This is a genomic window from Gordonia sputi NBRC 100414, from assembly GCF_000248055.1.
In the GTDB taxonomy this organism is placed as follows: Bacteria; Actinomycetota; Actinomycetes; order Mycobacteriales; family Mycobacteriaceae; genus Gordonia; species Gordonia sputi.
Window position 1 is genome coordinate 25,302 of the sequence record NZ_BAFC01000150.1, and the last position, 26,415, is coordinate 51,716.

At 64.9% G+C, this 26,415-nt stretch carries 24 protein-coding genes and 1 pseudogene; 16 read left to right on the top strand and 9 right to left on the bottom strand.

The window, feature by feature from the left end:
• Positions 1–194 precede the first annotated feature (194 nt).
• Positions 195–1,634 (bottom strand): putative hexosyltransferase, encoded by a 1,440-nt coding sequence (locus GOSPT_RS22610; protein WP_005209521.1) that lies wholly within the window; start codon positions 1,632–1,634, stop codon positions 195–197.
• A 225-nt stretch (positions 1,635–1,859) separates the two neighbouring features.
• On the opposite strand from GOSPT_RS22610, the gene GOSPT_RS22615 reads away from it, so the two are divergent.
• The 4 genes from GOSPT_RS22615 (at position 1,860) to GOSPT_RS22630 (ending at position 6,612) form a co-directional block, all read left to right on the top strand.
• On the top strand, positions 1,860–3,125 hold the full coding sequence (locus GOSPT_RS22615) for an aspartate kinase (protein ID WP_005209522.1): 1,266 nt from the start codon (positions 1,860–1,862) through the stop codon (positions 3,123–3,125).
• Between the two features lie 3 nt (positions 3,126–3,128).
• The gene (locus GOSPT_RS22620; protein WP_005209524.1) at positions 3,129–4,157 is read left to right on the top strand and encodes an aspartate-semialdehyde dehydrogenase; all 1,029 of its coding nucleotides are present in this window, start codon (positions 3,129–3,131) and stop codon (positions 4,155–4,157) included.
• Positions 4,158–4,227: 70 nt separating this feature from the next.
• Complete coding sequence (locus GOSPT_RS22625; RefSeq protein ID WP_005209526.1) at positions 4,228–5,259, top strand: fused (3R)-hydroxyacyl-ACP dehydratase subunits HadA/HadB; 1,032 nt, start codon at positions 4,228–4,230, stop codon at positions 5,257–5,259.
• Positions 5,260–5,322: 63 nt separating this feature from the next.
• Entirely contained in the window at positions 5,323–6,612 is a 1,290-nt protein-coding gene (locus GOSPT_RS22630; protein WP_174273087.1) for a lipase family protein, read from the top strand.
• Positions 6,613–6,697: 85 nt separating this feature from the next.
• Here the strand turns inward: GOSPT_RS22630 and GOSPT_RS22635 are convergent, their stop codons facing one another.
• The gene (locus GOSPT_RS22635) at positions 6,698–7,864 is read right to left on the bottom strand and encodes a hypothetical protein (protein WP_005209530.1); all 1,167 of its coding nucleotides are present in this window, start codon (positions 7,862–7,864) and stop codon (positions 6,698–6,700) included.
• A 106-nt stretch (positions 7,865–7,970) separates the two neighbouring features.
• On the opposite strand from GOSPT_RS22635, the gene GOSPT_RS22640 reads away from it, so the two are divergent.
• On the top strand, positions 7,971–8,585 hold the full coding sequence (locus tag GOSPT_RS22640) for a TetR/AcrR family transcriptional regulator (RefSeq protein ID WP_005209531.1): 615 nt from the start codon (positions 7,971–7,973) through the stop codon (positions 8,583–8,585).
• 2 nt (positions 8,586–8,587) lie between these two features.
• Here the strand turns inward: GOSPT_RS22640 and GOSPT_RS22645 are convergent, their stop codons facing one another.
• Positions 8,588–9,673: an NAD(P)H-dependent amine dehydrogenase family protein gene (locus GOSPT_RS22645; protein WP_005209533.1), complete on the bottom strand. Its 1,086-nt coding sequence runs from the start codon at positions 9,671–9,673 to the stop codon at positions 8,588–8,590.
• Positions 9,674–9,716: 43 nt separating this feature from the next.
• Positions 9,717–10,790, bottom strand: coding sequence for a Rieske 2Fe-2S domain-containing protein (locus tag GOSPT_RS22650; protein WP_005209534.1), 1,074 nt, complete (start codon positions 10,788–10,790; stop codon positions 9,717–9,719).
• An 80-nt stretch (positions 10,791–10,870) separates the two neighbouring features.
• On the opposite strand from GOSPT_RS22650, the gene GOSPT_RS22655 reads away from it, so the two are divergent.
• From GOSPT_RS22655 to GOSPT_RS22665, 3 genes and pseudogenes are all read left to right on the top strand, one after another.
• Positions 10,871–11,488, top strand: coding sequence for a TetR/AcrR family transcriptional regulator (locus GOSPT_RS22655; protein ID WP_005209536.1), 618 nt, complete (start codon positions 10,871–10,873; stop codon positions 11,486–11,488).
• A 91-nt stretch (positions 11,489–11,579) separates the two neighbouring features.
• Positions 11,580–12,966: pseudogene (locus GOSPT_RS22660) on the top strand (hypothetical protein).
• Positions 12,967–13,038: 72 nt separating this feature from the next.
• Positions 13,039–13,689, top strand: a complete 651-nt coding sequence (locus GOSPT_RS22665; protein ID WP_005209540.1) for a hypothetical protein — start codon at positions 13,039–13,041, stop codon at positions 13,687–13,689.
• A 115-nt stretch (positions 13,690–13,804) separates the two neighbouring features.
• Here the strand turns inward: GOSPT_RS22665 and GOSPT_RS24020 are convergent, their stop codons facing one another.
• Positions 13,805–13,975, bottom strand: a complete 171-nt coding sequence (locus GOSPT_RS24020) for a hypothetical protein (protein WP_005209542.1) — start codon at positions 13,973–13,975, stop codon at positions 13,805–13,807.
• 285 nt (positions 13,976–14,260) lie between these two features.
• Between GOSPT_RS24020 and GOSPT_RS22670 the strand changes: the two genes are divergently transcribed.
• Complete coding sequence (locus GOSPT_RS22670) at positions 14,261–15,433, top strand: EAL domain-containing protein (protein ID WP_083837518.1); 1,173 nt, start codon at positions 14,261–14,263, stop codon at positions 15,431–15,433.
• 94 nt (positions 15,434–15,527) lie between these two features.
• Here the strand turns inward: GOSPT_RS22670 and GOSPT_RS22675 are convergent, their stop codons facing one another.
• The 3 genes from GOSPT_RS22675 to GOSPT_RS22685 all read right to left on the bottom strand — a co-directional run bounded on the left by GOSPT_RS22675 (position 15,528) and on the right by GOSPT_RS22685 (position 19,067).
• A complete protein-coding gene (locus tag GOSPT_RS22675; protein ID WP_039857120.1) occupies positions 15,528–16,868 on the bottom strand; it encodes an amidohydrolase family protein in 1,341 nt (446 codons plus the stop codon).
• Complete coding sequence (locus tag GOSPT_RS22680; protein ID WP_005209546.1) at positions 16,865–17,881, bottom strand: isopenicillin N synthase family dioxygenase; 1,017 nt, start codon at positions 17,879–17,881, stop codon at positions 16,865–16,867. Before GOSPT_RS22680 ends, GOSPT_RS22675 begins: the two co-directional genes overlap by 4 nt.
• A gap of 190 nt (positions 17,882–18,071) precedes the next feature.
• Positions 18,072–19,067: a CocE/NonD family hydrolase C-terminal non-catalytic domain-containing protein gene (locus tag GOSPT_RS22685; protein WP_005209547.1), complete on the bottom strand. Its 996-nt coding sequence runs from the start codon at positions 19,065–19,067 to the stop codon at positions 18,072–18,074.
• A gap of 519 nt (positions 19,068–19,586) precedes the next feature.
• Between GOSPT_RS22685 and GOSPT_RS22695 the strand changes: the two genes are divergently transcribed.
• The 5 genes from GOSPT_RS22695 to GOSPT_RS22715 all read left to right on the top strand — a co-directional run bounded on the left by GOSPT_RS22695 (position 19,587) and on the right by GOSPT_RS22715 (position 23,435).
• The gene (locus GOSPT_RS22695) at positions 19,587–20,060 is read left to right on the top strand and encodes a Fur family transcriptional regulator (protein ID WP_005209548.1); all 474 of its coding nucleotides are present in this window, start codon (positions 19,587–19,589) and stop codon (positions 20,058–20,060) included.
• Between the two features lie 136 nt (positions 20,061–20,196).
• Positions 20,197–21,651, top strand: a complete 1,455-nt coding sequence (locus GOSPT_RS22700) for a catalase (RefSeq protein ID WP_005209549.1) — start codon at positions 20,197–20,199, stop codon at positions 21,649–21,651.
• 149 nt (positions 21,652–21,800) lie between these two features.
• The gene (locus GOSPT_RS22705) at positions 21,801–22,232 is read left to right on the top strand and encodes an organic hydroperoxide resistance protein (RefSeq protein ID WP_005209550.1); all 432 of its coding nucleotides are present in this window, start codon (positions 21,801–21,803) and stop codon (positions 22,230–22,232) included.
• A 124-nt stretch (positions 22,233–22,356) separates the two neighbouring features.
• Entirely contained in the window at positions 22,357–22,833 is a 477-nt protein-coding gene (locus GOSPT_RS22710; RefSeq protein ID WP_005209551.1) for a Dps family protein, read from the top strand.
• A 44-nt stretch (positions 22,834–22,877) separates the two neighbouring features.
• The gene (locus GOSPT_RS22715) at positions 22,878–23,435 is read left to right on the top strand and encodes a hypothetical protein (protein ID WP_005209559.1); all 558 of its coding nucleotides are present in this window, start codon (positions 22,878–22,880) and stop codon (positions 23,433–23,435) included.
• Here the strand turns inward: GOSPT_RS22715 and GOSPT_RS22720 are convergent, their stop codons facing one another.
• Entirely contained in the window at positions 23,436–24,395 is a 960-nt protein-coding gene (locus GOSPT_RS22720; RefSeq protein ID WP_005209561.1) for a GlxA family transcriptional regulator, read from the bottom strand. It abuts the gene before it with no gap.
• Positions 24,396–24,477: 82 nt separating this feature from the next.
• Between GOSPT_RS22720 and GOSPT_RS22725 the strand changes: the two genes are divergently transcribed.
• Positions 24,478–24,720: a hypothetical protein gene (locus GOSPT_RS22725; RefSeq protein WP_005209563.1), complete on the top strand. Its 243-nt coding sequence runs from the start codon at positions 24,478–24,480 to the stop codon at positions 24,718–24,720.
• Between the two features lie 94 nt (positions 24,721–24,814).
• Positions 24,815–26,287 carry a hypothetical protein gene (locus GOSPT_RS22730; RefSeq protein WP_005209565.1) on the top strand — a complete coding sequence of 491 codons (1,473 nt, stop codon included), beginning with the start codon at positions 24,815–24,817 and terminating at the stop codon, positions 26,285–26,287.
• Positions 26,288–26,415: the final 128 nt, after the last annotated feature.

Sequence of the window (26,415 nt, forward strand, 5' to 3'; positions counted from 1 at the left end):
GAACCCGAGGAAGAGCCGCGGCCGGGCTGGAAGTAGGGGAAGAGTGGCCCGGGCCGGCGCTGGCCCGCTGGAACTAGGGGAAGGATTCTTTCCGCGACTTCCTTCGCTTTCGGCGAGAAGTGTCGCGGGGAAACGCACAAACCTCGAGGAAGAGTCGCGCGGCCGGGCAGTAACCCGGGGAAGACCCTCCGACCTCACATCGCGTGCGGGTAGACGGTCAGCATGTGCGCGCCGAACCAGGCGCTGCCGATGACCATCGGGACGACGACGGCCACGGCGACCGACGTCCGTTGTTTGGCAAGCGCGATCGCGAGCGGCAAGAGTAGGACAAACGCCGGAAGCAGCAGACGGGGGCGGCTGATCATCAGTCCGCTCGAGAGCACGATCGACGCCACGACGAGCGTCCCGTAGACGACGACCGGCCACGGCAGGCGAGCCCAGAACGCGACGACGACCATGAGCAACGTCGCGAGGATGATCCACGCGGTGGCGACGGAGGCGACCTCGCCGGAGTTCACCAGTGCGTCGTTGACGAAATTGAAAGTGACGACTCCGCCGTCGATCCGGGTGTCCCAGCCCTCGGTCTGGACGCGGAACCAGCCGGTCGGCGAGCCGGTGTGCGCCCAGACGACTGCCAGGTAGCCGAGGTATCCGAGTGGACTCAGCACGATCGCCAGCCACAGGTAGGCGCCACTGCCGCGTCGTGATCGCCACGATCGTGCCTCTGGATCACGCACCAGGGTCAGTGCCGCAGCCAGCATCACGACGCCGATGATGACGACGGCGGTCGGTCGCACTGTCCCCGCGAGGCAGGCCGCAACGCCTGCGAGGACCCAGTTGCGTTCGATCACCCCGACGAGCGCCCACACGGTCAGCGCGCAGAACAATGCCTCGGTGTAGGCCATGTTGAGCACGACCGACATCGGCGTCGCGGCCAAGATCGCGACCAGGTAGAGCCCGACGCGTTCGGGGTTGACCGACCCCCCGCGGGTCAGTGGCGAGCGGTTGCCCATCGCACGCACGCAGTCGGCGCCGAGTCGAGCGGCACCGACGGCGGTCAGGCAACCGAGGACGACGTTGAGCGAGATCGCCGCACCGAACGGCGTGACGAACGGGAGCTTGGCGATCCATCCGACCAGGTACGGATAGCCGGGGAAGAAGGCGTACGCGGTGTCGGCGGTGTGCAGGCCGCGGGCGTCGGTGAGCGAGTACGGCACGTCGCCATAACCGTGCTCGGCAATGGCGAGCATCCACTTGCCATCCCACGCCGACAGTGCGTTTCCGACGCTGGTGTCGCGCAACTGCGCGAACCGACCGAGCACCAACAATCCGACGATCCGGATCGCGATGAACACCCCGATCGCCGACACCCAGTAGGGCAGCGAGTCGTCGTCGACGGCCGCGCGTGGGGCCGCGTCGACCTCCTCACGCCCGTCGCCGGCTCCCGGCCGCTCGACCTGGCGGATTCGACGCTGCTCCGTCCCAGACCGCTTCGCCCCGGACCGCCCCGCGGCCGATGCCCCAGACCGCCCCGCGGCCGATGCCCCGCGCCGCCCTCCAGATGTCTCGGCCCGCCCGGCCTCGGATGCACCGACCCGACCCGCGGCAGATTCGTCGGCTCGATCAGCGGACATCGCGCCGGGTGCGGCGCTGGTTTTCCGGGAGCGGCGTTGTCGGCTCGCCTTCCCGACCTCGGTCTCGCTGGTCACCTCAGCGATGTTAGGGGACGCGTGTGGTCTGCAGCACGTGGAAGCCGTCCCGCCACCACCACGACGTGGAGCCCGCGGGCATCGTCGGTAAGGTTGTCTCGGCAGTCAAGCGGAAAACCCGACGTCGAGCCCTGCCGGGAGGTTATCTACGTGGCACTCGTGGTGCAGAAATACGGTGGATCATCGGTTGCGACAGCTGAGCGCATCCGCCGGGTCGCCGAGCGCATCGTGGAGACCAAGAAGCAGGGGAACGACGTCGTGGTGGTCGTGTCCGCGATGGGCGACACCACCGACGAACTCCTCGACCTCGCACAACAGGTCAACCCGGCCCCGCCGGCCCGTGAGATGGACATGCTGCTCACCTCGGGCGAGCGCATCTCCAATGCTCTCGTCGCGATGGCCATCAGCTCTCTCGGCGCGCAGGCGCAGTCCTTCACCGGCTCGCAGGCGGGTGTGATCACCACCAGCAGCCACGGCAAGGCCAAGATCATCGACGTCACGCCCGGTCGGGTGCGCAGCGCGCTAGACGAGGGCAAGATCGTGCTGGTCGCAGGTTTCCAGGGAGTCTCGCAGGACACCAAGGACATCACGACGCTCGGCCGTGGCGGATCGGATACGACGGCCGTCGCGCTGGCCGCGGCTCTCGAAGCCGACGTGTGCGAGATCTACACCGACGTCGACGGTGTCTACACCGCCGACCCGCGCATCGTTCCCGACGCCCGACGCCTCGAGACCGTCTCCTTCGAGGAGATGCTCGAAATGGCCGCGTGCGGCGCGAAGGTCCTGATGCTGCGATGTGTGGAATACGCCCGCCGATACAACGTTCCCGTACACGTGCGCTCGTCGTACTCGACCAAACCCGGCACGCTGGTTGCCGGCTCGATGGAGGACATTCCCGTGGAAGAAGCGATTCTCACCGGTGTCGCACACGATCGCAGCGAGGCCAAGATCACCGTCGTCGGCCTCGACGATCAGCCCGGCTACGCCGCGAAGGTGTTCCGTGCTGTCGCCGACGCCGAGATCAACATCGACATGGTGCTGCAGAACATCTCGAAGGTCGAGACGGGCAAGACCGACATCACCTTCACACTCCCGCGTGAACTCGGGCCGCTCGGCGTCGAGAAGCTCACCAAGCTACAGGAGGAGATCGGCTTCACCGAGGTCCTCTACGATGACCACATCGGCAAGGTCTCGCTGGTGGGCGCAGGCATGAAGAGCCATCCTGGCGTCACGGCGACGTTCTGTGAGGCACTGAGCAACGTCGGCATCAACATCGAGTTGATCTCGACGTCGGAGATCCGTATCTCGGTGCTGTGCCGCGACACCGAACTCGACGACGCCGTGCGCGCACTGCACGAGGCCTTCGACCTCGGCGGAGAAGAAGAAGCCGTTGTCTACGCAGGAACGGGGCGCTGAGCAATGGGCGTACGTATCGGAGTTGTCGGAGCCACCGGACAGGTCGGTGGCGTCATGCGAACCCTGTTGGCGCAGCGCAACTTTCCCGCAGACGAGGTGCGATTCTTCGCCTCGCCGAGGTCGGCGGGTAAGAAGCTGCCCTGGGGTGACGGCGAGATCGTCGTCGAGGATGCGGCGACCGCAGACCCGAGCGGCCTCGACATCGCGCTGTTCTCGGCGGGTGCCACCATGTCGCGTGAGCAGGCACCCCGGTTTGCCGCCGCGGGCGTGACCGTCATCGACAACTCGTCGGCATGGCGCAAGGATCCCGATGTGCCGCTGGTGGTTTCGGAGGTCAACGGAGAGCTGGCGCAGAACCCGCCCAAGGGCATCGTCGCGAATCCGAACTGCACCACGATGGCCGCGATGCCGGTCCTCAAGCCGCTACACGATGCGGCAGGGCTACAACGACTGATCGTGTCGTCGTATCAGGCGGTGTCGGGCAGTGGGCTTGCAGGCGTCGACGAGCTCGCCACCGAGTCGCGGGCGGCGATCGACGACCTCGAGAAGCTTGTCTACGACGGCTCGGCGATCGATTTCCCCGCGCCGGTCAAGTACGTCGCACCCATCGCGTTCAACGTGCTGCCGCTTGCCGGATCGCTTGTCGACGACGGGTCGGGTGAGACCGACGAAGATCAGAAGCTGCGCAACGAGTCTCGCAAGATCCTCGGACTTCCGGATCTGCTCGTCAGCGGAACCTGTGTGCGCGTGCCGGTGTTCACCGGGCACTCGCTGTCGATCAATGCCGAGTTCGCGCAACCGCTATCTCCCGCCCAGGCCAACGAGATCCTCTCCGGCGCAGCGGGAGTGGAGTTGACCGACGTTCCGACTCCGCTCGCCGCGGCGGGCAAGGACAACTCGCTCGTCGGTCGTATCCGACAAGATCCCGGCGTGCCGGACGGTCGAGGACTGGCGCTGTTCGTCTCGGGTGACAACCTGCGAAAGGGTGCGGCTCTCAACACGATTCAGATCGCGGAGCTGCTCGTCGGGTAACCGCCCGGCCTTCTACGTCCCGCACCATCACACCTGATCCGAACCGACAACCGCCGATTGGTGAATCACGATGTCAACTCCCACAGATGCCCCGGCGGTTGCCGACAGACTCGGCCACTACTACAAGATCGATGAGCCCTATCTGGTCGGTCGCGAGAAGGTGCGCGAGTATGCGCGCGCGGTCCAGGACCACAACGTGGCACACCGCGACGAAGAGGCTGCGCATGCACTCGGCTACTCGGGACTTGTTGCGCCACTGACGTTCACGGCCATCCCGGCGATGGGCGCCAACCGAGCTCTGTTCGAGTCGGTCGTGGTCGGTTACGAGACCTACGTGCAGACCGAGCAGGTCTTCGAGCAACATCGACCGATCGTCGCCGGTGACGAACTGACGACCGACGTCGAGCTGTCGTCGATTCGACGCATCGCCGGTCGCGACCTGATCACCGTCACCAACACGTTTACCGACGCCGCCGGCGAGGTGGTGCACACCATGCACACCACGGTCGTCGGCGTGACGTCCGACGACGTCGACCCGGGCATCAACGACGCGGTCCGCAGCATCATGGTGCACGACGTGAACGTCATGTCGTCCGACGATTCGGATGCCGCGTACGTGAAGACGGTGCGACCCGAAGGCGCGCAGGTCATTTCGAGTGCAGGTGCCCAGCGGGCTCCGGGCAGCCTCGACTTCGACTCGTTGACGGTCGGCGACGCGCTGCCGGTGCGGCACGCCCGCCTCTCGCGCGGAGATCTGGTCAACTACGCAGGCGTCTCCGGAGACGGCAATCCGATCCACTGGGACGAGTCGATCGCCAAGCTCGCCGGCCTTCCCGACGTGATCGCTCACGGAATGCTGACGATGGGACTCGGCGCGGGCTTCGTCTCGGCGTGGTCGGGCGATCCGGGCGCCGTGACGCGGTACGCGGTGCGCCTGTCGCAGGTGGCGGTCGTATCTGCTGCGGAGGGCGGCGACATCGAGTTCAGCGGCAAGATCAAGTCGCTCGATCCCGAGACCCGCAGCGGCGTCGTGATCATCGTGGCGAAGTCGGCTGGTCGCAAGATCTTCGGCCTCGCAACAATGAATGTGCGCTTTGCGTAATTTGCGGTGACGCGCTTGCGCCCTCGCTCACACCCGTGACTTACTGTGCGGTAGGTTACGTTCATGACACGAATTCGGGGATTCATCTCAGGTAGGCGGATTGGTCGTGTGACACGACGGTCCACGGTTGCGCTCACGACGGGTGCGTTGGCGCTTGGTGCCGCGACGGCGGCGGTCGGACCGGCCCACGCGGCCGATTTTTACACCCCGCCGGCGCAGTTCTCGGCGTCTCCGGGGTCGATCATCCGCAGTGAGCCCAGTCCGCTGTTGCTGCAGATCCCCGGCATCAAGAACCAGTGGCCGGGCACTGCGACCCGAATCATGTACACGTCTCGCTACCAGGATGGAACGCCTGCGGCGGTCACCGGGACCGTCGTCGAACCCACCGCGCCGTGGCGGGGCAAGGGCCCCCGACCGACAGTCGTCCTCGGCCCGGGAACCATCGGTCAGGGTGATCAGTGCGCGGGTTCGAAGCTGATGAGCCTGCCCGTCGCGATCGACCCGAGCAAGCCGAGCCTCGCGCTGAACTACACCGCACTCGAACTGAACCTGTTGCTGATCAACGGCGTGCGAGTGGCGATCACCGACTACATCGGCATGGGCACCCCGGGCATTCACACCTACGTCAACAGGGTCGAGTCCGGCCAGGCGATGCTCGACGCCGCGCGTGCGGCGCTGAAGGTCGAGAAGGCGCCTGCCAACGCGCCGGTCGGCTTCTCCGGCTACTCACAGGGTGGTGGGGCGTCGGCGTCGGCGGCCGAACTGGCGTCGAGCTACGCTCCCGAGCTGAACGTGAAGGCGTCGTATGCAGGTGCACCGCCCGCCGATCTGTCGAAGGTGATCGACCAGATCGACGGCACGTTCATCGTCGGCGGAATCGGTTATGCCATCAACGGTCTCGAGGCCCGCTACCCCGAACTGAAGACCGTCGTCGACAAGGAGACGACGCCGCGCGGACGTCAAGTGCTCAAGCAACTGTCGACGCAGTGCATCGCCGACACCGGGTTGAGTTTCGGCTTCCAGCGCACGAATTCGTGGACACGCGACGGAAAGTCGTTGTCGTCAGTGATCAATCGCTACCCGGACGTCAAGAAGATCGTCGACGAGCAGCGCATCGGCAGGCTCAAGCCCAACGCGCCGGTGCTGCTCGAGGGTGGCATCAACGACGACGTCATTCCGTACGGTCAGGTGGCCACTCTCGACCGCGACTGGCGTGCACAGGGAGCCGACGTCCAGATGATCACCAACACGATCCCGCCGATCTTCCCGGGCCTCGTGGTCAACCACGCGCTACCGATGGTGTTCACGCTGCTGCCTGCGACCAACTTCTTGCTCTCGCACTTCGACGGCTGAGTGGTCGACCGGAATCAATTCCACAGAATGAACTACGGCCCTCGCAGTGACGCGGGGGCCGTAGTTGTCTGTGCGACAGGTTGATTCATGGAGCGGACGGTGCAGGTAGCTCCGAGCCGCTCCGATCCGGCTCCGCTGTGGCCGGGGTCCGAAGCCGTCGGACGCCGACGAACGAATCGATCGTGAGCAACACCGAGGCCACGTAGGCGGTGATCGCATACGGAAGCGGTCCGATTCGCCCGCCATTGGGCGCCACGCCGTCGACAGCGTCGAAGTAGTCGGGGAGCGCGCTGATCCAGAGCACTGCCGCAACGATCAGGTACACCGCGGAGCAGATCACCGGGAACCATTCCCGCGCAAGCGGTTCCGGGAGGAAGGAAGGGTCGGTGCGGCGTGCCCGATAGACGCCCCAGAACGCCACGACGGTGACGATCGCCAAGAGTGCCACGTAGGTCCACGCCGAGACGGCTCGCCCGACCAGCAGCGAACCGCCCAGCAGGTCGAGGATGGTGGGGGGTATCGATCCGACGAAGAGGACGGGCCAGACGAGCACACTCGTCATGACGACATCGCGGACGATGTACCAACCGCCGCGGTGTGGGACCGTGCACAACCAGCGCGTCACCAAAGCGATACCGAACGGCAGCATGACGCTGAACGCACTCATGTTCAGCAGCGGGATACCGCTGAATGACGGGTGTGCCGTGGAGACTTCCTGGTTCCACACCCACCACTTCAGCTGTGGCCCAAGGCCGTCGACAACCTGGTACAGACAGTGAAAGACGAACGCCACGCAGGCTGCGGACACGAAGACGTTGTAGCGCTTGAAGATTCCCGTCCGCTGGACGAGCGTGTACGCCACGTACAGGTAGACCGGATACATCGCGATGATGTAGAGCGGTAGGCGGTCGTAGAGGAACTGCACCGTAAACATGTTGTGCGCGAAGGTCAGTCCGAGTTCATCCTCGATACCGAACCACTGCGGAAAGTAGGCGATCGGTTCGACCAGCAGCAAAGCCAGTATCCCGCTGCACCACACCACGAGATTCGACGCGTCGCGCGCGGTGCGATACCACCGGATGGCGTGGACCAGGCACGCCACGAGTCCGATGACGAGCGTCGTCTCGATCACGGGCAGGGTCCAGTTCGCAAGGTTCGCCGGATTGGTGAACGTGACGAACGCATTGCCGTCGCATCGAACGCCCGTCAGCGTCTCCGACAGGCGGATGTACTCGGCGGTACAGGTCTGCATTGGTGCACCTCAGGCTGGGTGGATGGCGTGGCCGACGTACTCGATCATACAAATAGTCATTCTGTGTATGACCGAATTCGAGATACCCGCGTGCGACGATTGATCGATGAGAACCCGAGGTTGGGGTGGCGACCTGCCACGCACCGAAGACGAAGCACGCGAACGCATCGTGGCAGCCGCGATGCGCTGCATCGATCGTTCGGGCCCGGGCAGGGCGACTCTCGCCGACGTCGCGGCGGAACTCCAGGTCACCAGGCAGACCGTCTATCGCGTCTTCCCGACGACCGCCGATTTGCTGACCGCGGTTGGTGAAGCAGGTGCCACGCAGTTCCTCGACCGCCTCACCGATCACGTCGCCGATATCACCGATCCGCGCGATGCCCTTGCCGAGGCCATCGTCTACACGTTGGGGCGGCTGCCCGACGAACCGTACATCGGACTTCTCGTTCAGGTGGGCGAGAACGAGCTCTTCAGCCGTGGCGCAACATCCTCTCGTGCAATGGAATTCGGCGCGTCGGTCTTGCGACGCTTCCCGATCGACTGGACCGAGGCGGGAATCGACGACGAAAAGCTCGAGGGTCTCGCCGAATTCATGCTGCGTGTCCTGATGTCATTTCTGCAGTACCCCTCGGACCCGCCGCGTACGCCGGAGCAGTTGCGTGTCTATCTTCGACGCTGGCTCGGGCCTGCGCTCGATATCGCGGGCGCAGCCGATATGTGATGTCACACGGCGAATCGTCCGGCGAATGCCCTCAGCGGTAGGTCGTTGCTCGTGATGATGCCAGGCCTCGCCTCGACGACCGAGCGGATCGAGTTGAGTGCGGGCAGGCCGGTCACGGTCATACCGATCGAGGCGAAGTTCTCGGGCTTCGACAGATCCATTCCGGCCTTCGGGAAGATCATGTGCTTGCTATAGATACTCGGATCGCCTGTGATCTGGGTGATGTAGCAGGCCTTGATATCCCACGCGGGATCGGTGTGTGGTGTCATCTGCCACTCGAGATGTGTCTCGATCCGCGATACGCCGTCGACCATGCCCTGATACTTGATGTAGTTGGCGCCCAATGATCCCTTGGGTAGGAAGTACCAGCCGAGATCGACGTCCTTGGTGCATGCGCCGAGCTCGTAGGAGTACTTGACCTCGTCGAGCTCGAGTCCGAATGCGTCGGCCATGAGGTAGACGGAGTCGGCGAAGACCGCGGTGTACTTGTGGAGTGACTCCGGAATCGACGGATCATCAACCGGCAGACCGTATCCGACGGCCTTCCAGGTGTCGACGGAGTGATGGCATGAGACGTCGACCGATTCGGTGACGGTGACGTTCTCGATCTCGGCGACGTCGGCGCTGTGGACGATGCCGAGAATCTGACACAGCCCCGGGTTCATGCCAGTGCCATAGAACGACGCCCCTCCCCGCTGACAGGCGGCCTCGATGATCTCGCTGACCTTGCGTCCGGAAGGGTGCTGCCAGTTGGTGTCTCGGTGATATCCGGTGATCCAGTCGGCGGTGGTCACGACGTTGATGCCTGCGTCGAGCACCTTTTCGTAGAGGTCGTCGTCGGGGAATACGCCGTGGAATGTCACGACGTCCGGCCGTGCTGCGATGATCTCCTCGACCGAACCGGTGGCCTTGATCCCCATGGCGTCGATGCCCACGATCTCGCCGACGTCGCGTCCGATTTTGTCGGGCGTATAGCAGTGCAGACCGACGAGTTCGAGGTCGGGATGGGAGGTGATTCGGCCGATCATCTCGGTGCCGAGATTGCCTGTGGCAACCTGGAATACGCGAATCGTGCGGGAACTGTTCATGGACTGACCTTTCGTGTGGACGTTGCTCGCGAAGCTGGTGTGCTCAGGCTGTTGCGGCGGTGGCCGACGGGTGTAGCGGCACGATGGCGCCGCTTTCCGGGCGGGTCGGATCTCGTCCGTAGGTCGAGTCGCCCTCCGGGTAGAACTGGATTGCCCAGTTGCGTAATGCGGTGAAGCCCTTGAACTCTCGCTGAGACAGTGCCGGCGGATCGGAATAGCGTTGATGCGACCAGATCTCGACGTCCCGGTCGAACTGCTCGATGACCAGGTCGCTCATCACCTTGCCGTACTTGGTCAACTCGGTGGCGTCCTCTTCACCCGGCTTCTTTCCGATCCAGACCGTGAACCGCACGTCGCACGTCGATTCGTCGACCGGTGTGACCGCAGGCATCGTGCGGTTCTCGACCATCCCCCAGGACTTGGTCACGGAGCATCCGAGCCCCGCGTTCACGGAATAGACCCCGCTCGAGGCGGATTCGAGGGTGGCTCCCTCCTCGAACGCGATGGTGAAGTCGACGTAGGAGACCGGGCCTTCGAAATCGTGCCGGGTGAACTCCGGCATGAACGGCGTCTCGTGGACGAACTTGAAGTGCGCGAAATCGACGCCGTTCTCCATGATGTACTGCGGATGTAGCTCGAGTCGCTCGTGGAACAGCGTGCCGCCGGGAATGGGTGCGTAGTAATTGTCGGCGTTGGATGGGTCGTCTCCGAATGCGGTGAACATGTCGGGTACCTCGAAATACGGTGGGCGAGAGGCTGTATCGAACCAGATCCACACCGCATGGTTGCGCTCGACTGCAGGGTAACTGCGAATGCGCCTGCCCCTGTTGGGTCTCTTCTCGTACGGGATGCAGACGTTGCGACCCTGCTCGTTCCACTTCCACCCATGGAATGGGCAGACCAGGTTCTCGCCCTCGACGCGACCGCCATACCCGAGATGTGCGCCGAGGTGCTCGCAGTAGGCGTCGAACACCGAGATCTTTCCCGACGCCGAGCGCCAGGCGACCATGTCGCGGGAGAAGTAGGTCATGCGATGGACGTAGCCGACCGCGATCTCGTGCGACCAGGCGACCTGGAACCAGCCGGTCGGTTCCATCGACAGCGGGGTCTGTGCCATGCAAAGAACCGTAGAACCCTCTGTGAAATAGTGCAAGAGGGTTCTGTGAAAATCTTGAAAGGTGGCTAGACTCGATCATCATGAGCGAGGCGACGACCACCCCCCGGCGCGCGAACAAACGTGGTCAGGCCACGCGGGACAGCATGATCCGTGCGGCAATCGCCGCGTTGGCGACGGGTGACCCGACAGCGGTCTCGGGTAATCGGATCGCGCGGGAGATCGGGGCGACGTGGGGTGTGGTCAAGTACCAGTTCGGCGACATCGACGGTCTGTGGGCAGCGGTCCTGCGTCACACCGCGGACCAACGGGGCGACCTTCCGGCCAACGTCAAACCCGACGGGACGCTGCGAGAGCGGGTGTCCGCTCTGATCGGCGCGATGTTCTACGGACTCACGACGCCGGAGGCGCGGGCCATCGAGACGCTCCGCGCGGCGCTTCCGCGCGAACACGTCGAATTGGAACGCGAATTTCCCCTCACCGCAGCCGAATTGGCTTCGTGGAAGCCGAACTGGGACGCGGCGTTCCAGCGTGCCTTTGCCGACCTCGACCTCGACCCGGGGAAGGTTCGCCAGATGGCTGCGCTCATTCCGGGGGCGATGCGTGGGCTGATCTCCGAGCACACATTGGGTACCTACGGCAACCTTGATGACGCTCGTGAGGGAATGTCAGGCGCAATCGTCGCCTACCTGTCAGAGTGACGCGGTGTCATCGCTACGCTCGACGTTTCGTGCTGCCCTCATCCGTCTGCTCGCTACATCGACAGTCGTCTTCGCGATACTCGCGGGTGCAATCGTCGGGGGATCTGCGTCCGCAGCTCCACCGACATACGGTTCGACGACTCCCGCGCCAGGCCCCGCGACCGGACTCGGCCCGGTAGGAACGTCACTGATGCACGGCGACCTCTGGTCGTCGGACTCGACTCCGTTCGCAGGACCGGGTCGGACGGCGCATCTCGCGGCGTCGTCGATTCCAGGTGGCGCGTGCGCCGCAACGTTTGTGGGGCACGACGGCATGCCGGTATCGCTGTGCACCCAGTTCGTCGGGATCGCGCCGCTGCAGGTCGCGGTGGCGACGGTGACGCTCTTCGACCCGACGACCGCCGCGCCCATCGCGCGCAAGCAGTTGACCAAGGGCGGACTGCTCGGTGGTGTGTACGGATACCTCGACGACCGCGACCGCGTGGTCGTCGCCGACGGGTCCGGTGCGATTCTGCGTGTGGCACATCGGCATTCGACGCAGGGATGGCAACTCTATATCGATGACCGTGTTGACCTGAAAGGTCATATCCCCGCAGGCGACGCCGTCACCGCACTCGCTCCCGACTTCGCGGGCCGCGTCTGGTTCGTGACTACGCACGGCGTCGTCGGCACGGTCGACGCCGCTCGCCGTGTGCGGTCGACGCATCTGCCCGCGGGTGAAGACCTCGGTAACGGCCTCTCCGTGCGAGCGTCGGGTGTATCGGTCATCTCGACGCACGCACTCTACGAGATGCGCGCAGGCGTCGACGGGACACCGGAGGTGGTGTGGCGTCGCGCCTACGACCGAGGAGCCGCACGTCGCCCCGGCCAGTTGACCTGGGGATCGGGCACCACGCCCACCTACTTCGGCCCCGGGGGCGACGGATGGGTTGCCATCGTCGACAACGCCTCCCGACCGCAGTTGATCGTCTACGACAGCAACACCGGCTCGACGGTGTGCCGCATGCCCGCGTTCGGCAGCTCAGGACAGGGCACCGAGAACTCGCCGATGGCCTGGGGTAACTCGCTCATCATCCCCAGCACCTACGGCTACCAGTACCCGCCCATGGCGGTCAGCGGTCCGAGCGTGCCTGCCAACGCGCCCTTCGTCGGCGGATCGACACGCATCGACGTGTCGTCAGGGGAGTGCCACCGGGTGTGGGAGAACGGCGACCGCCTCGCATCGCTGCCCCGACTCTCCCGCGGTCGACGGACTCATCCACGGACTCGGGTACGGGCCCTATCGACCGGTATCGATCCAGCAGGTCGGGCCGATCGACTACATCGCCACCGATTTCGCGACGGGCGCCCGAGTGCGCACGCTGCATGTCGGCGACGGACCCGTCGACGAGCCACTCGAACTGACCGGCACCATCGCGCCCGACGGCTCGCTCTGGCAGGCGACGGTGAGTCGGATGCTCAAGATCGCGAGGCGTTGAGAACCCGACGGCCCGTCGTCGCGTCCCGGATGCTCGAGATCGCCCGGCGGTGACAGTGCGACAATCGTCACCATGACCGACCCCGATGAGTCCGACCGCATCCCAACGCAGGCCGAGCTCGATGCCGAGGACCTGGCGGCGATCGAGCGTCGGTCGAAGGACAAGGACGAGGCGGTGCTCTACCCATCGCGGCCGACCGATCCGGGTCCTGCGCCGCGCGCGCTGACCGTCCACGCGCGCGTGGCGTTCTGGGGTGCGGCGGCCGCTGGGCTGGTCGCGGTCGTCTACGGCTTCGTCAACCTCGGGACGATCAGAGGACTGCTGAGAGACCGCCTGCGCGAGGGACTCGCGACCGATCCGCGCAACGCGGCACCGGCCGATCGCATCGACCCGATGGCGAACTTCTTTCCGCCGTTCATGCTGATCACGATCGTCGTCTTCCTCGCGATCGAGTACGCGCTGCTGGTCGCCGCGGCCACGCATCACAGTCGCAACTGTCGCAACTTCTACCTCGCGGCGGTCGTCGTCAACCTGCTCTGTATCCCGATCGGGATCGACCTACTGTTCCGCTACCCGGAGGTGTGGTCGGCTCTGCCGGTCATCGGGTGGATTCAGTTCGCACTCCTGGCGATCTCCGCGCTGTGCACGATGCAGAAGTCGGTGAACCGCTGGCTCCCGCAGTCGACGCGGATGCGTCCGATGCGGATGGTGAAGGGGCGCTAGTACTGCGCGAGTCTCCATGAACCGACCCAGAGTGGTGTGCACCGCCTGCGGACTCGACGGTCGGCGCAGGCGGCACACGGGCGCAGCACTGTGACGTGCTTCCACTCTCGAGCCGTTATGCGAAGAACAGCGAACCGAAGGTGATGGTTGTGCTCGTCGCGAGAAGCGTGAGTATGACGATCCCGGATCTGGCTGCCGCGATCAGCGGGGCCGGCTCGTCGGTTTCGCTCGCGGTGGCAGTGGCGGGGACATGGTCTGGATCGGCAGTCGTCGTGCTCTGCGACATGAGTCTCTCCTCACTCGAATGTCGTCACGAACCCGGTGCCGCGATGAACTGCTGCTGACGCTACGGACCGCTTTGGTTCGGTGACCAGGGCCGCGGCGGTACTGACACCGCACAGCAACCCGTGGTCACGAGAAGATCACGGCGGGTGTGTCGGGGCTGGCGGCGACGACGACTTTCGCCTATTACGTAAATGAATGGTTAGCTAAGAAGATGACGCGCCTTTCTCGACGATCCACCTACCACTCGTCGGTGTTGGCTGCCGACGATCTGTCGATGGAGGTGGTGATGCAGTTCGCGCCGGTTCGCCGTCTGTCGGACGGTGCGCTCGCTGCTGTCGAATTGCAGGTTCGACGTCTGGCCGGAAGCGCGATGGGCACAGCGGAGGCACTGCGCAGAGCCGCACGCCTGATGGAGCAGAAGGCGCCCCTCGACAAGCAGAAGATGGTGTTCGCCGGCTCCCCGCAGTCCGCGGAACTCGCCGAGATCCTCCCGGTGCTCGTCACCGTCGACATGGACTCCATCCCGCAGCACGAACTCGACGCGTTGCCGACACCGGCAGCTCTGCAGCGCCTGGTCTTCTCGGTATCGCCCGCGCAACTGCTGCACCGCCCGCACGAGACACTGGGAGCCGTGCGAGAGGCACGCAGCCGTGGACGGGTGATCTGCGTCGACGGCATAGGTGTTGACCCGCATGCGATTTCGATGCTCCCGCTCATCGAGCCCGACGTGATCATCATCGGACCGGAGCTGCTGTCGGTTGCCACCGAACCCGACATGGCCGAGGTCGCACATGCGCTCGCCGCGCACGTCGAACGCAGCAATGCCGTCGTCGTCGCAGAGGGAATCCACGACGAGCGCTCGCGCTCGGCAGCGAGGACCATCGGTGCGACCTACGGGACCGGACGGCTCTACCCGGCTGTCGCCAACCCGTCGGAGCTCCCGGCCGACGAGGTGGTGCCCTTCCCCGAGGCGCCGGTGTGGTCGAGCCCCGCGCCGTCGGCCGGCACCCCGTATGCGCTGGCGTCCGTCATGCAGGAGCCGCGCCGCGGGACCAAGCGACTGCTCGTCGAGATGAGTAAAGCGCTCGAAGCTCAGGCCGCTGCCGCGGGACAGGCGATGATCGTCGTCGGCACGTTCCAGCATGCGCAGCACTTCACCGACACCACGTCACAGCGATGGCGCGATCTCGCAGACGTCACGGGCTTTGCCGGTGTCTACGGCGTCGGACTGTCGCACATGGTCGACGGCAACGTCAGGCATGCACCGCTCGACGCCGACGACGATCTCGTCAACGAGTGGACGGTCGCGATACTCGGACCTCACTTCGCCGCGTTGCTCTCGGCACGCGATCAGCACGACGACGGTCCCGACCTCGAGCGCACCTTCGACTTCGTGCAGTCATTCGACCGGCTCACCGTGACGCAGGCGGTCCACAGCGTGCTGTCTCGCTTCAGCTGACCTTCGGCGAGTTGTGTGGGATCCAGAGGTGCATTTTTGCACCCCCAGGTCCCACACAACGTGGAGCCCTCGCGTCCTATGGCAGGGACACAAGCTATGACAGGGACGCAACCTGTTTGGTGAACTCCGCCTCGTCGATGCGCGTGCTCCGACCGTCTGCGATCACCACGTCGCCGTCGACCATCACGACGTCGACGATCGAGCGTGACCCGGTGGTCAGGAGCGACGCTCCGGGATCGCGGACCGGCAACGTCGCGTAGTCGCGGTCGAACCGGACCAGGGTGAGGTCGGCGGGTGCGCCAACGCTCACGCCGCCGATCACCTCGGGCAGACCGAGCGCCACATTCGCTCCGCCACAAGCGATGTCGAGCATCGTCTCGAAACCCATGAGATCGGCGCGCTTGTGTGCCGCGCGTTGCAGATACGCTCCGATACGGAACGTCTCGAGCATGTCCTGCGTGTCATTGCTCGCCGCGCCGTCGACACCGAGTCCGACGCCGACGCCGCGGTCGAGCATTGCGGGGATCGGCGCGATGCCGCTACCGAGCCGCATATTCGACAACGGGTTGTGCGACACCGCAACTCCGCGTTCGGCGAGGATCGACTGTCCGACGTCGTCGAGTTCGACGCAGTGCACCGCGAGCAGCCTGTTCCACAAGAAGCCGTTGGAGTCGAGGTACTCGACCGCGCCCAGTCCCGCGTGCTCGAGACACATCACATCGTCGGTCGGTGTTTCGAGTAGGTGGATCATCACCGACATGTCGCGTTCCTGAGCGAACTCGCGCAGTGTGACCATTCCCGACTCGGTGACCGATCGCGGGTTCGGAATGGCAAGTGCCACAGTGATCGTCGAGTCCGCTGTCTGCTCGCGTAGGTGCTCGACATGATCGAGTACCTCGTCGAGCGGCTGCATCAGTCGCGGCTCGAATCCCCACTTGCGCGTGGCGTCGGGCCGATCGGCGACGCCGCGGCCGAGAACCGCGCGAATCCCGGTGTCGCGCAACGCCTGGATCACCGCGCCGTGGACCTCGGTGGACGGGTGAGGCCACATGTGCTCGACGACGGTCGTGGTGCCCGACCGCAGCATTTCCAGACTTGCCGCAACGGCCGCCGTGTACGCACGCTCGGGTGTGATGGCGACCGACTCCTCGCCGACCGCAAGCAACCACTCCAGCAGTGGCGTGCACTCGGCGATGCCGCGCATCAGTGACTGCTGCAGATGGGTGTGCGTGTTGACGAAACCGGGGATCAGATAGCCGCCGGTCGAAATCGATTCAGCCGCAGCAGTTGTCGACGACGCGTGGGGCGAGATCGATTCGACGACCCCGCCGACCACGCGAACATCCTGATGCTCGAGCCAGATGCCGCCTGTATACACGGCGACGTCGGAAAACACAGAGCTCGACTGTTCTCCCGTTGCCACAGTGTCGCTCATTTGGCGAAGTTCGCGGCGATGCGCTGAGCGATGTAGTCGCCACCGGTGATCGCCGGGTACTTGCCCGCGGTGCTCTCGATCAGGGCATCGGTGTTGGCCTGCGCGAAGTAGGCGATGGTGTACCGCGGGCCGGTGTACTCGCCACGACGCGGTGCGCGCACACGGTGGAAGTTCGACGGGAGCTTGTCGTCGGACCAGCGCATCAGCATGTCGCCGATATTGCAGGTGATCGCCTCGTCGGATGGTTCGACGGGAGTCCACGCCTGTGTGGAGGCCTCGGCACCCGGAAGCACCTGGAGGCCGCCCTGGCCCGCGCGCTGGAACAGCAGCGTCAAGGCGTCGAAGTCGGTGTGCGCGCCTGCGCGCCAGACCTTCGGCTCGTCGAGCATGGCGTCGGGGAAGGCGTAGTAGTGCAGCAGGCGAAGTGTGCTCTGGTAGGTCTCGGTGCTGGGATCGTGTGCGCGAGTGAAGAACTCACGGTCGAATCCGAGCTTCTCCGCGAAGCAGCCGAGGATGTCCATCGCGAGTTTCCAGCACTTGTGCTCGAAGTCGAGGAGCGTTGCCCGGAATCCGGCGAGCTCCTCTTCGGTGGGCCACAGACCGTCCATGCGGGGGAGGGTGAGCTGGTAGGACTCCTTCTGATCCGGCGTGCCGACCGACGGGCGGACCTGGCTGGAGAACTCCCACCCGGCGTTCTGGCCCTTCTTGAGGGGGAACTGCTCCTTGACCTCGCGGGGTAGCTCGAAGAACTTGGCCGACATCTCGAAGGCGTGGTTGACCTCTGCCATGTCGATGCCGTGATCGACGATCTGGAAGAAGCCGATATCGGTTGCGGCGGACCAGAGTTCGTCGGCGATCTGGGCGCGACGCTGCTCGAAGTCGGCAAGGCTGATGCGGCGGACCTCACGGTCGGTGGTCTCGGTGCCCATGCCACCCATCTGAGCTTCGCGATTGAGTTCGGTCATCGCGTACGAGTCAGCGGAGGCGGTAGCCGGAGTGGTGGTGTTGCTCATGGGTGTGTTCTCTCTTCACGAATGAGATCGCGTGCGCTTTTCGACGCGGGACCCGAGAGAAGGGCCGTCACGGACGCGAACATCGGGACTCTTCCCCGTTGCTACACGTGATCTCGTGCGAGCAACGATACGACAGCCGCGGAGAGGGCGCCACTCGAGAACGTGGCGGGTCTCGTGGTGTCGTGCCGCCTCAGACGACCGGTAGTTGGAGAGTCTGATGTGCCCCGGCGTCGATCGACACCGGAATCGGGCGCATCCCGCCGCGGTAGTTCGTCGATCCGCCCGAGACGACGAGGCGTAGTCGGTGGCCCGTCTTGAAGCGGTGCACGAATGCAGGCAGAGTGATCGTCACCGGTGCGCGAGGGTCCGATATCCGCACCGGCGCAACGAGATTGCCGACGGTCGTCGCGGATCCGGTGGCATCGACGTCGACGATTCGGGCGAAAAGGACGAGTTGGTCGGCCAGCGGCGCGCCGACTCCGCGGGGCGCGGACACGCGCAGGCGTAGTGTCGGCGTTCCGACGACATCGAGTGCCGATCGCAGCGGCGCGGTATCCCACTGGGCGTACGTGCCCGCGACGTCGCGTTCGGGCAGGCTGACGAGTCCGAGTGCGTCGGGTGTGTCGTGGGTGGTGGGCAACCCCGCCGGTGGCGTGCGCAAGCGTGCGGTACCCGGTCCGGGCGTCGTGGCCGACGGCACCATGCCGTTCGCGCCGGAGAGAGTGAACTGTGTCGGGCTGCCGACATCGACGCTGTCTGCCGTCGCATAGGCCGGCGTGGCGATGCCGCGATAGCCGATCCAGTCGCGGTAGTAGGCGAACCTCGGACCGGTACCAGGGCCGGTGCCCTTCAGGTAGTGGTCGAGCCATCCCAGGGCTCGCTGTGTGACGTATTGGATGGCGGGGTCGGGTGCGGTGGAGGAGAGGTCACCCTCGGAGGGTTCGCCGGAGTGTCCGCCGGAGAACCAGATCATCCCCGCCGGGACACCTCTGGCCGTGAGGCCACGGTAGGTGGCCAGCGCCTCTTGGATATTGAACAGAGTGTCCTTCTCGCCCTGCACCAACAGGGTCGGAATGGTGACGCGGTCGAGGAAGGACGCGACCGATCCACGCCGGAACCCGTCGAGGATCGACCGATCGACGCCGCTGTGCCATCGGGCGTCGGGCTGTCGAACGTGATCCGACAACTCGATCCACCGAATCCGAGGCCGGAATAGGCGAGCACGACGTAGCCGCGCGAGGCGTACAGACGCGCCAGCGGGGCCTGGGCGTCTTTGCTGCCGCCGAAGCCGTTGGTCGTCAGCACGGCCGGTGCACGCTTGCTTGGTGAAACACCCTGCGGAACATAGAGATCGCCGACGACGTCGCAGCGTGGTCCCGAGTTGTGAGCGACGTCGAAGTGCAGTGTGGTGACGGTGAAGGCATCGGCGGCATGTGCCTGCGGCGCGACGACGATCCCGACCGCCACGATGAGCAGTGCGAGCGTGCTGACGACGAGCGTGCGCATGAATCCCCCCAAAACACTGGACAACACGGGACACCGGACAACACGGGACACCGGACAACCCTGCGAGCATGACATTCGGGGCCTGCGTGCGGATCGGTTTCGCCGATCCTGAATCCATGTACCGGCACCGTCGGTGCGGATTATCTGGAATCTATCCAAAGAATGGACTTATTCCAGAAATGTGACTATGGTTGGAGTCATGCAGGACCGACAGGCGCTCGTGCAGCAACTGGGTGAGGCAGGTATGCGGGTCACCGCTCCGCGCCTCGCGGTGCTCGAGGTCTTGGCTGAGCACCCGCACTCGACGGCCGACGTCGTCGCGCGTGGTGTGCGAGAGCAACTCGGCGCGGTGTCGACGCAAACCGTCTACGACGTACTGCGCTCGTGCACCGAGAACGGATTGCTCCGAAGCATTGAACCTGCAGGATCTGCGGTGCGCTACGAGACGCGCACCGCAGACAATCACCACCATCTCGTCTGTCGTACATGTGGCGAGATCGTCGACATCGATTGCGTCGTCGGACAGGCTCCCTGTCTGGTTCCCGACGATGACCACGGCTACACGATCGACGAGGCCGAGGTGACGTTCTGGGGGCAGTGCCCGCGCTGTCGTGCAGCCGCGTCGAACTCGAATCCGTCGAACGTGAAGCCGTCGACTCCGAAACCTGTTTAATTCCAACCTTTTACGAAAGCGTTTTCAGCCGCCGTGGCCCGCCCGCCGCGGCGGAAGCAGCGAGCGAGACGATGGCGTCGTCGCTCGCGAACCGACCTCAGAAGCGAACAGCCCCGACAACGAAGGAGATTCGCAGATGACACCACGCACCACCACGAACACCGGGATTCCGGTCGCAAGCGACGACGAGTCGTTGACGGCGGGAACGCAGGGTCCGATCCTGCTCCACGACCACTACCTGATCGAGAAGCTTGCGCAGTTCAACCGCGAGCGCGTACCCGAGCGGATCGTGCACGCCAAGGGCGGCGGGGCGTTCGGCGAACTCGTGATCACGGGTGACGTGTCGCGCTACACCAAGGCCAAGCTGTTCGCGCCGGGCGCGAAAACCGAATCGCTCGTACGCTTTTCGACGGTCGCGGGCGAGCAGGGTAGCCCCGATACCTGGCGCGATCCCCGCGGATTCGCGATCAAGTTCTACACCGAGGACGGCAACTACGATCTGGTCGGCAACAACACGCCGGTCTTCTTCATCAAGGATCCGATCAAGTTCCCCGACTTCATCCGTTCGCAGAAGCGACTTCCCGGTTCGGGACTTCGCGATCACAACATGCAGTGGGACTTCTGGACGCTGCGGCCCGAAACCGCGCATCAGGTCACCTGGTTGATGGGCGATCGCGGCATTCCGAAGTCGTGGCGGCACATGGACGGATTCGGCTCGCACACCTACCAGTGGGTCAATGCCGACGGTGAGCGCTTCTGGGTCAAGTACCACTTCAAGACCGACCAGGGCATCGAGTTCCTCACGCAGGCAGAGGCCGACACGTTGGCAGGCAGTGATCCCGACTATCACCGCCAGGATCTGTACGAGGCGATCGAGAACGGCGAGTTCCCGAGCTGGACGCTCAAGGTCCAAATCATGCCGGTCGACGAGGCGGAGGAGTACCGCTTCAATCCGTTCGACCTCACCAAGGTCTGGTCGCAGCAGGACTACTCGCTCATCGAGGTCGGCACCTGGACGCTGAACCGCAACCCGCAGAACTTCTTCTCCGAGATCGAACTGGCATCGTTCGAGCCGTCGAATGTGGTTCCCGGAGTGGGCTTCTCGCCCGACAAGATGTTGCTCGGCAGGGTCTTTGCCTATGCGGACGCGCATCGCTATCGCATCGGGACGAATTACGCTCAGCTGCCGGTCAATTCGGCGAAACGTGCAGAGGTCAATACCTACTCCAAGGAGGGCGCGATGGCATACAACTTCTCCGCCCCCGACGTTCCGGTATACGCGCCCAATTCATTTGGTGGACCGCACGCCGATCCGGGTGCCGCGGGCGACGAAGGGCACTGGTCCTTCGACGGCGCGGCGGTGCGTGCCGGCTACATCGAGCACGCCGAGGACAGCGATTGGGCGCAGGCGGGCACGATGGTGCGCGACGTGCTCGACGATGCCGCACGCGAACGCCTCGTCGACAACATCGTCGGACACGTGCTCGGCGGTGTCAGCGAGCCGGTGCTGTCGCGAGTGTTCGAGTACTGGCGAAACGTCGACGAGGATCTGGGCAAGAAGGTCGAATCGGGCGTCCGAGCAGGACTCTGAGACTGAAATCTTGCTGAACATCTGCGATATCGGAACAGCACGATCGTGAGAGCTGTTGTAAGACAAAGAAGTACCACATCTCAGGCAGTGTCCATCTAGACAGCAGTGTCCATTTGTACAGCAGTGTCCATTCACAGAGGAGAACACACATGGCCATCGAACCCGCTTACACCATTTCGTCCACGGCGACCGGCGGCGGCCGCGACGGCGAGGTCGTATCCGCCAGCGGACAGATCGATCTGGACCTGCGCCCACCGAAGGAACTCGGTGGCAGCGGAGAAGGCAGCAACCCCGAGGAACTCTTCTCGGCGGGGTACGCGGCCTGTTTCCTCGGCGCACTGCGTGCGACCTCCAAGAACGCGGGCTCGCCGATTCCCGACGACTCGACGGTCACCGTCACCATCGGCATCGGCAAGGACCCGGCTGACGGCGGGTTCGGACTCGTCGCCGACATCGAGACCTACATTCCCGGCGTCGACGAAGCCAAGGCAAAGGAACTCGCCGAGGGCGCACATGCCTTCTGCCCCTACTCCAAGGCGACAAAGGGCAACATCGCCCACAACCTGACGGTTCGCGTCTGACACCGACGCGACCGTTGCGAGCCCGGCGCCACAGCCCGGCGCCGGGTACAACCACAAGTCCGCCCACCCGGCGGCAGCATTCAAGTCCGCCTACCGGCGGCAGCGAGAGAGAAGGAGTCACACAATGACGAACACTCCGATCACGAGCACCCTGACCGATGAGCAGAAGACGGTCACCGGTAACGCGCTACAGCAGACCCTTGTCGATCTGATCGATCTGTCCCTGGTCGCCAAGCAGGCCCACTGGAATGTGGTCGGACGGAACTTCCGTTCGGTCCACCTCGAGCTCGACGAGCTGGTCACGGTGAGTCGCGAGTTCACCGACCAGGCCGCTGAGCGTGCAACCGCGATCGGCGTCTCGCCCGACGGTCGGGCCGAGACCGTCGCCAAGACGGCGGGCACCACCGGATTCGGTGACGGTTGGACGTCCGACACCGAGGTCATCGCGTCGATCGTCGAGAACCTCAAGGCTGTGATCGCCGGTCTGCGTACGCGGATCGACGAGACGGAAGAGGCCGACCCGGTCACCCAGGATCTGCTGATCTCGTTCGCCGCCAAACTGGAACAACTCCACTGGATGTGGCAAGCACAGATTGCATGAGACGCCCGCGCTGTAGCGTCTAGTGCGTGAATGATCTGGGGGTCATGGTCGGCCTTGGGCTCGTTGCAGCCACGGTCGCGACCATCGCATATGTCCGAACCCGCGAGCGCGAAGCCGATCGACTGGCTCGCGCCGCGGGTTTGGCGCGTGAACTGCGTGAGCTCGCCGACGGTGATCCGGTCCGTCTCGCGGCCGTCGAGGAGTACGAGGTCACGCTGTATCAGCGGCTGTTCTACTCATCGATCGTGACGCCGCGTCTACGCGGCGCGGCATGGGCCCTTCTCGCTGCTGTGCTCAGCGCGGTCGGAGCCGTCGCATCGCGCGGAGGCGGAGTGGTGCTCGGCGCGGTACACATCGGCGCTGTGGTGCTGGCGGCGCTCTTCGGTATCGCCGCGATCGTCTACGGCGTACTCGCGCTGGTCCACGTCGCCACGACCCCGCGCGTCTCCTTCAGCGAGTCATACGACGACGCGCCGACAGTTGACGACCCGGTTGTCACCGAGACTGCCTCGATAACTCTTGAAAAGGCATCGACTCGTGAAAAGGCATCGACTCCCGAAAAGACGTCAACTACTGACACGGCGTCGAAGAACGACGCCTAGCTAGCCGGCCTGTTGGGCGGCGAAGCGTCGACGGTAGGTCGCGGGCGAGACGCCGACCGCTGACGCGAAGTGGTGACGCAGGAGCGTCGCCGACCCGAATCCCGCCTGCGTGGCGATCTGTTCCATCGGCAGCGACGTGGTCTCCAGTAGCCGACGCGCGTGCGCAACGCGCTGTTCGGTGAGCCATTTGTGCGGGGATACGCCCACTTCGTCGCCGAAGCGCCTGGCAAAGGTCCGCGGCGACATGTGCATGCGGGCGGCCATCTCGTCGACCCGGACCTCGCGGTCGAGGTTCTCGACGAGCCAGTCGAGCATCTCGGCGAAGCCCTTTGAGCCGCACTCGGGGATCGGGGTGTCGACGAACTGTCGTTGACCGCCGTCGCGATGCGGCGGAACCACCATGCGTCGCGCGATCAGATTGGCTGCCTCGTGCCCGATTTCTTCGCGGACGAGATGCAGCGCGGCGTCGATGCCCGCCGCGGTGCCGGCGCTGGTGGTGACCGGGCCGTCGTCGACGAACAGTACGTCGGTGTCGACGCGGGCCGCCGGATACATGCGCGCGAGCTTCTCGCCGTAGGCCCAGTGGGTGGTGCAGCGTCGGCCGTCGAGTAGTCCGGCGGCCGCCGCGACGAATGCGCCCGAGCACACTGTCAGGACCCGCCCGCCGTTGTCGACGACCGCGCGCACGGTGTCGAGGACCTCCTCGGGGTACTCGCCACTCGTGCTGCCGCCCGGGATGGCGACGAGGTCGACGTCGCGCGCGGCGTCGAGTCCATGCGTTGCGACGATGCTCGCGCCGTTGCCGATACTGAGCGGCTGGGAGGGGTCTGGTGCGCAGATGCGGAAGTCGAATGGCGGGCCGCCGTAACCCGTGCGATCGAGGCCGAACACCTCGTTGAGCACGCCGAATTCAAAGAGTGCGACGTTGCCTTGCAGGATCGCTGCCACCTTGTTGAGCACGTACCTAGTATGGCAGAAAATTGTCGAACGTTGGCTTTAGTGCCACTGGTGGCGGAATTTGAGCGGACAGATAATTTCTGACATGACATTCTCAGACGCTCTCCTCCTGGTCTTTCTCGTCCTGGTCTTCGTGGTTCCGGTCGTCTACGCCGTCATCCGCGTGCACTGGGACCGCGAGCTGCCTGCCATACCGTTCGGCTTCGATCGCTCCAGCGGACACGGCGACTGGGCGCGCGGCTCGGTGACACCGTCGGCCGACGCTGACGCGCAACGTATCGCCGACGAGCTGTCTGTGCTGCGGCTGCACCGCCGCGACTCCGCGTGACGAACCGGATGCGGTCCGGGCGGGCACGGGGTTGTTACGTTGGTAAGGCACGTCGGCACGGGTCGTAGGCAATCGCGAGGGGAGTGACGCATCGGTGGTCTCACGCGGACGAGCCGTCGCTCTCCTGGCGGCACTCGTCGTGATTGCGCTCCTGACCACCGCGTCGACGCTCCCACGCATACCCGACGTCGCGGTCTTCGCCACCCCGGCGATCGGGCCGCAGGTTGTCGATGTGCCGAGCACTCCCGCAATTTCATTGAGCAGCAATCTATTTCGCAGTTCGAGTGACGCCATCGTGGTCACCGACTCCGCGACCGGCGAGGACTGGAAACAGATTTCCGAGACCGCAGCGACAAAGCATGTCCCGGTCTTCGCGGCGCGCCCAGAGACAAGCGCAGGCGTCGAAGCCGAGTTGCGTCGACTCGGCACACGGTCGGTGTGGGTCGTCGGCGCCGGCGACACCGGCCTTCACTCCACAGCGCAATTCTCGACAGCGCACGCCGACGAACTCACCCGGTTGCGTGGCAACCCGGCCCCCGGTGGTCCGAGGCCGGTCGTCTTTGCAGCGGGGCCGCTCGACCCCGACCTGGCCGCCACCGCAGCGGCAGGCGGAACACGACTCGTCGACGTCGCAGTGCCGGACCCGCGCGCGAGTGGCGAGTCGGTGCGGGCACTGCGCGAAGCACGCGGCACGGTTCCCGTGATCGCTCTGGGACGGGCGTTCGGCGACACACCGACGTTTGCCCGCAACGTCGAAGAGGCGGTCACCGTGCCGGAGATCCCGGGCGGCGGGCAGCTCGTGGCATCCGGAAGACGCATGGTTGCGCTATACGGTTCTCCCGGCGCGCCGTCGCTCGGACCGCTCGGCCGCCAGGACCTTGCCGCGACGATCGCGCAGGTCAAGGGCATCGCCGCGCAATACCAACGGGTGAGCCGCGAACTGGTGGTGCCCGCCTTCGAGATCATCGTGACCGTCGCGTCGGCGTCGCCGGGCGACGGCGGCGCGTACACCTCGATGATCGATCCCGCGCAGATTCGACCGTGGGTGGAGGCCGCGGGTAGGGCAGGCGTCTATGTCACGTTGGACCTGCAGCCCGGACGGATGAACTTCTTGACGCAGGCCAAGCGTTACGCAGATCTACTGGCGATGCCGCATGTCGGACTCGCGCTCGACCCCGAATGGCGGCTCAAACCCGACCAGGTGCACCTCACCCAGATCGGTTCGGTCGGGGCCGCAGAGGTCAACGCGACGTCGGACTGGCTCGCCGGGCTGACGCGTAAGCATGGGTTGCCGCAGAAGTTGTTCGTGCTGCACGAGTTCGACACCGACATGCTCGCGAACCGTCAGCAGATCGTGACGACGCGACCGGAGCTGCAGACCGTTATCCATGCCGACGGACACGGGATTCCCTCGGTCAAGATGGACACATGGCGTCGGATTCTGGTCGACTTGCCGCCGAACACTGTGTTGGGGTGGAAGAACTTCTATACCGAGGACACCCCGATGCTAACGCCGTCGCAGACGATGAATGTCACGCCGCGTCCATTCTTCGTCTCGTTCCAGTAGGTCGCAGAATCCGCGACCGTCGCTTTCGTGACGCGATGGCTCACTTTTTGTGTCGGGATCGCGGAGTTTCGATCTACTCGAACCTGAGTGGGTTACGTTAAACGTGAAAGTGATCAGTGGAGATTTAG

What these genes read in the sequence shown, in the direction of transcription:
- GOSPT_RS22610 (WP_005209521.1), bottom strand. Translation starts at nt 1,634, where the DNA reads ATGTCCGCTGATCGAGCCGACGAATCTGCCGCGGGTCGGGTCGGTGCA.
- GOSPT_RS22620 (WP_005209524.1), top strand. Translation starts at nt 3,129, where the DNA reads ATGGGCGTACGTATCGGAGTTGTCGGAGCCACCGGACAGGTCGGTGGC.
- GOSPT_RS22625 (WP_005209526.1), top strand. Translation starts at nt 4,228, where the DNA reads ATGTCAACTCCCACAGATGCCCCGGCGGTTGCCGACAGACTCGGCCAC.
- GOSPT_RS22630 (WP_174273087.1), top strand. Translation starts at nt 5,323, where the DNA reads ATGACACGAATTCGGGGATTCATCTCAGGTAGGCGGATTGGTCGTGTG.
- GOSPT_RS22635 (WP_005209530.1), bottom strand. Translation starts at nt 7,864, where the DNA reads ATGCAGACCTGTACCGCCGAGTACATCCGCCTGTCGGAGACGCTGACG.
- GOSPT_RS22640 (WP_005209531.1), top strand. Translation starts at nt 7,971, where the DNA reads ATGAGAACCCGAGGTTGGGGTGGCGACCTGCCACGCACCGAAGACGAA.
- GOSPT_RS22645 (WP_005209533.1), bottom strand. Translation starts at nt 9,673, where the DNA reads ATGAACAGTTCCCGCACGATTCGCGTATTCCAGGTTGCCACAGGCAAT.
- GOSPT_RS22650 (WP_005209534.1), bottom strand. Translation starts at nt 10,790, where the DNA reads ATGGCACAGACCCCGCTGTCGATGGAACCGACCGGCTGGTTCCAGGTC.
- GOSPT_RS22655 (WP_005209536.1), top strand. Translation starts at nt 10,871, where the DNA reads ATGAGCGAGGCGACGACCACCCCCCGGCGCGCGAACAAACGTGGTCAG.
- GOSPT_RS22665 (WP_005209540.1), top strand. Translation starts at nt 13,039, where the DNA reads ATGACCGACCCCGATGAGTCCGACCGCATCCCAACGCAGGCCGAGCTC.
- GOSPT_RS24020 (WP_005209542.1), bottom strand. Translation starts at nt 13,975, where the DNA reads ATGTCGCAGAGCACGACGACTGCCGATCCAGACCATGTCCCCGCCACT.
- GOSPT_RS22670 (WP_083837518.1), top strand. Translation starts at nt 14,261, where the DNA reads ATGCAGTTCGCGCCGGTTCGCCGTCTGTCGGACGGTGCGCTCGCTGCT.
- GOSPT_RS22675 (WP_039857120.1), bottom strand. Translation starts at nt 16,868, where the DNA reads ATGAGCGACACTGTGGCAACGGGAGAACAGTCGAGCTCTGTGTTTTCC.
- GOSPT_RS22680 (WP_005209546.1), bottom strand. Translation starts at nt 17,881, where the DNA reads ATGAGCAACACCACCACTCCGGCTACCGCCTCCGCTGACTCGTACGCG.
- GOSPT_RS22695 (WP_005209548.1), top strand. Translation starts at nt 19,587, where the DNA reads ATGCAGGACCGACAGGCGCTCGTGCAGCAACTGGGTGAGGCAGGTATG.
- GOSPT_RS22700 (WP_005209549.1), top strand. Translation starts at nt 20,197, where the DNA reads ATGACACCACGCACCACCACGAACACCGGGATTCCGGTCGCAAGCGAC.
- GOSPT_RS22705 (WP_005209550.1), top strand. Translation starts at nt 21,801, where the DNA reads ATGGCCATCGAACCCGCTTACACCATTTCGTCCACGGCGACCGGCGGC.
- GOSPT_RS22710 (WP_005209551.1), top strand. Translation starts at nt 22,357, where the DNA reads ATGACGAACACTCCGATCACGAGCACCCTGACCGATGAGCAGAAGACG.
- GOSPT_RS22715 (WP_005209559.1), top strand. Translation starts at nt 22,878, where the DNA reads ATGGTCGGCCTTGGGCTCGTTGCAGCCACGGTCGCGACCATCGCATAT.
- GOSPT_RS22725 (WP_005209563.1), top strand. Translation starts at nt 24,478, where the DNA reads ATGACATTCTCAGACGCTCTCCTCCTGGTCTTTCTCGTCCTGGTCTTC.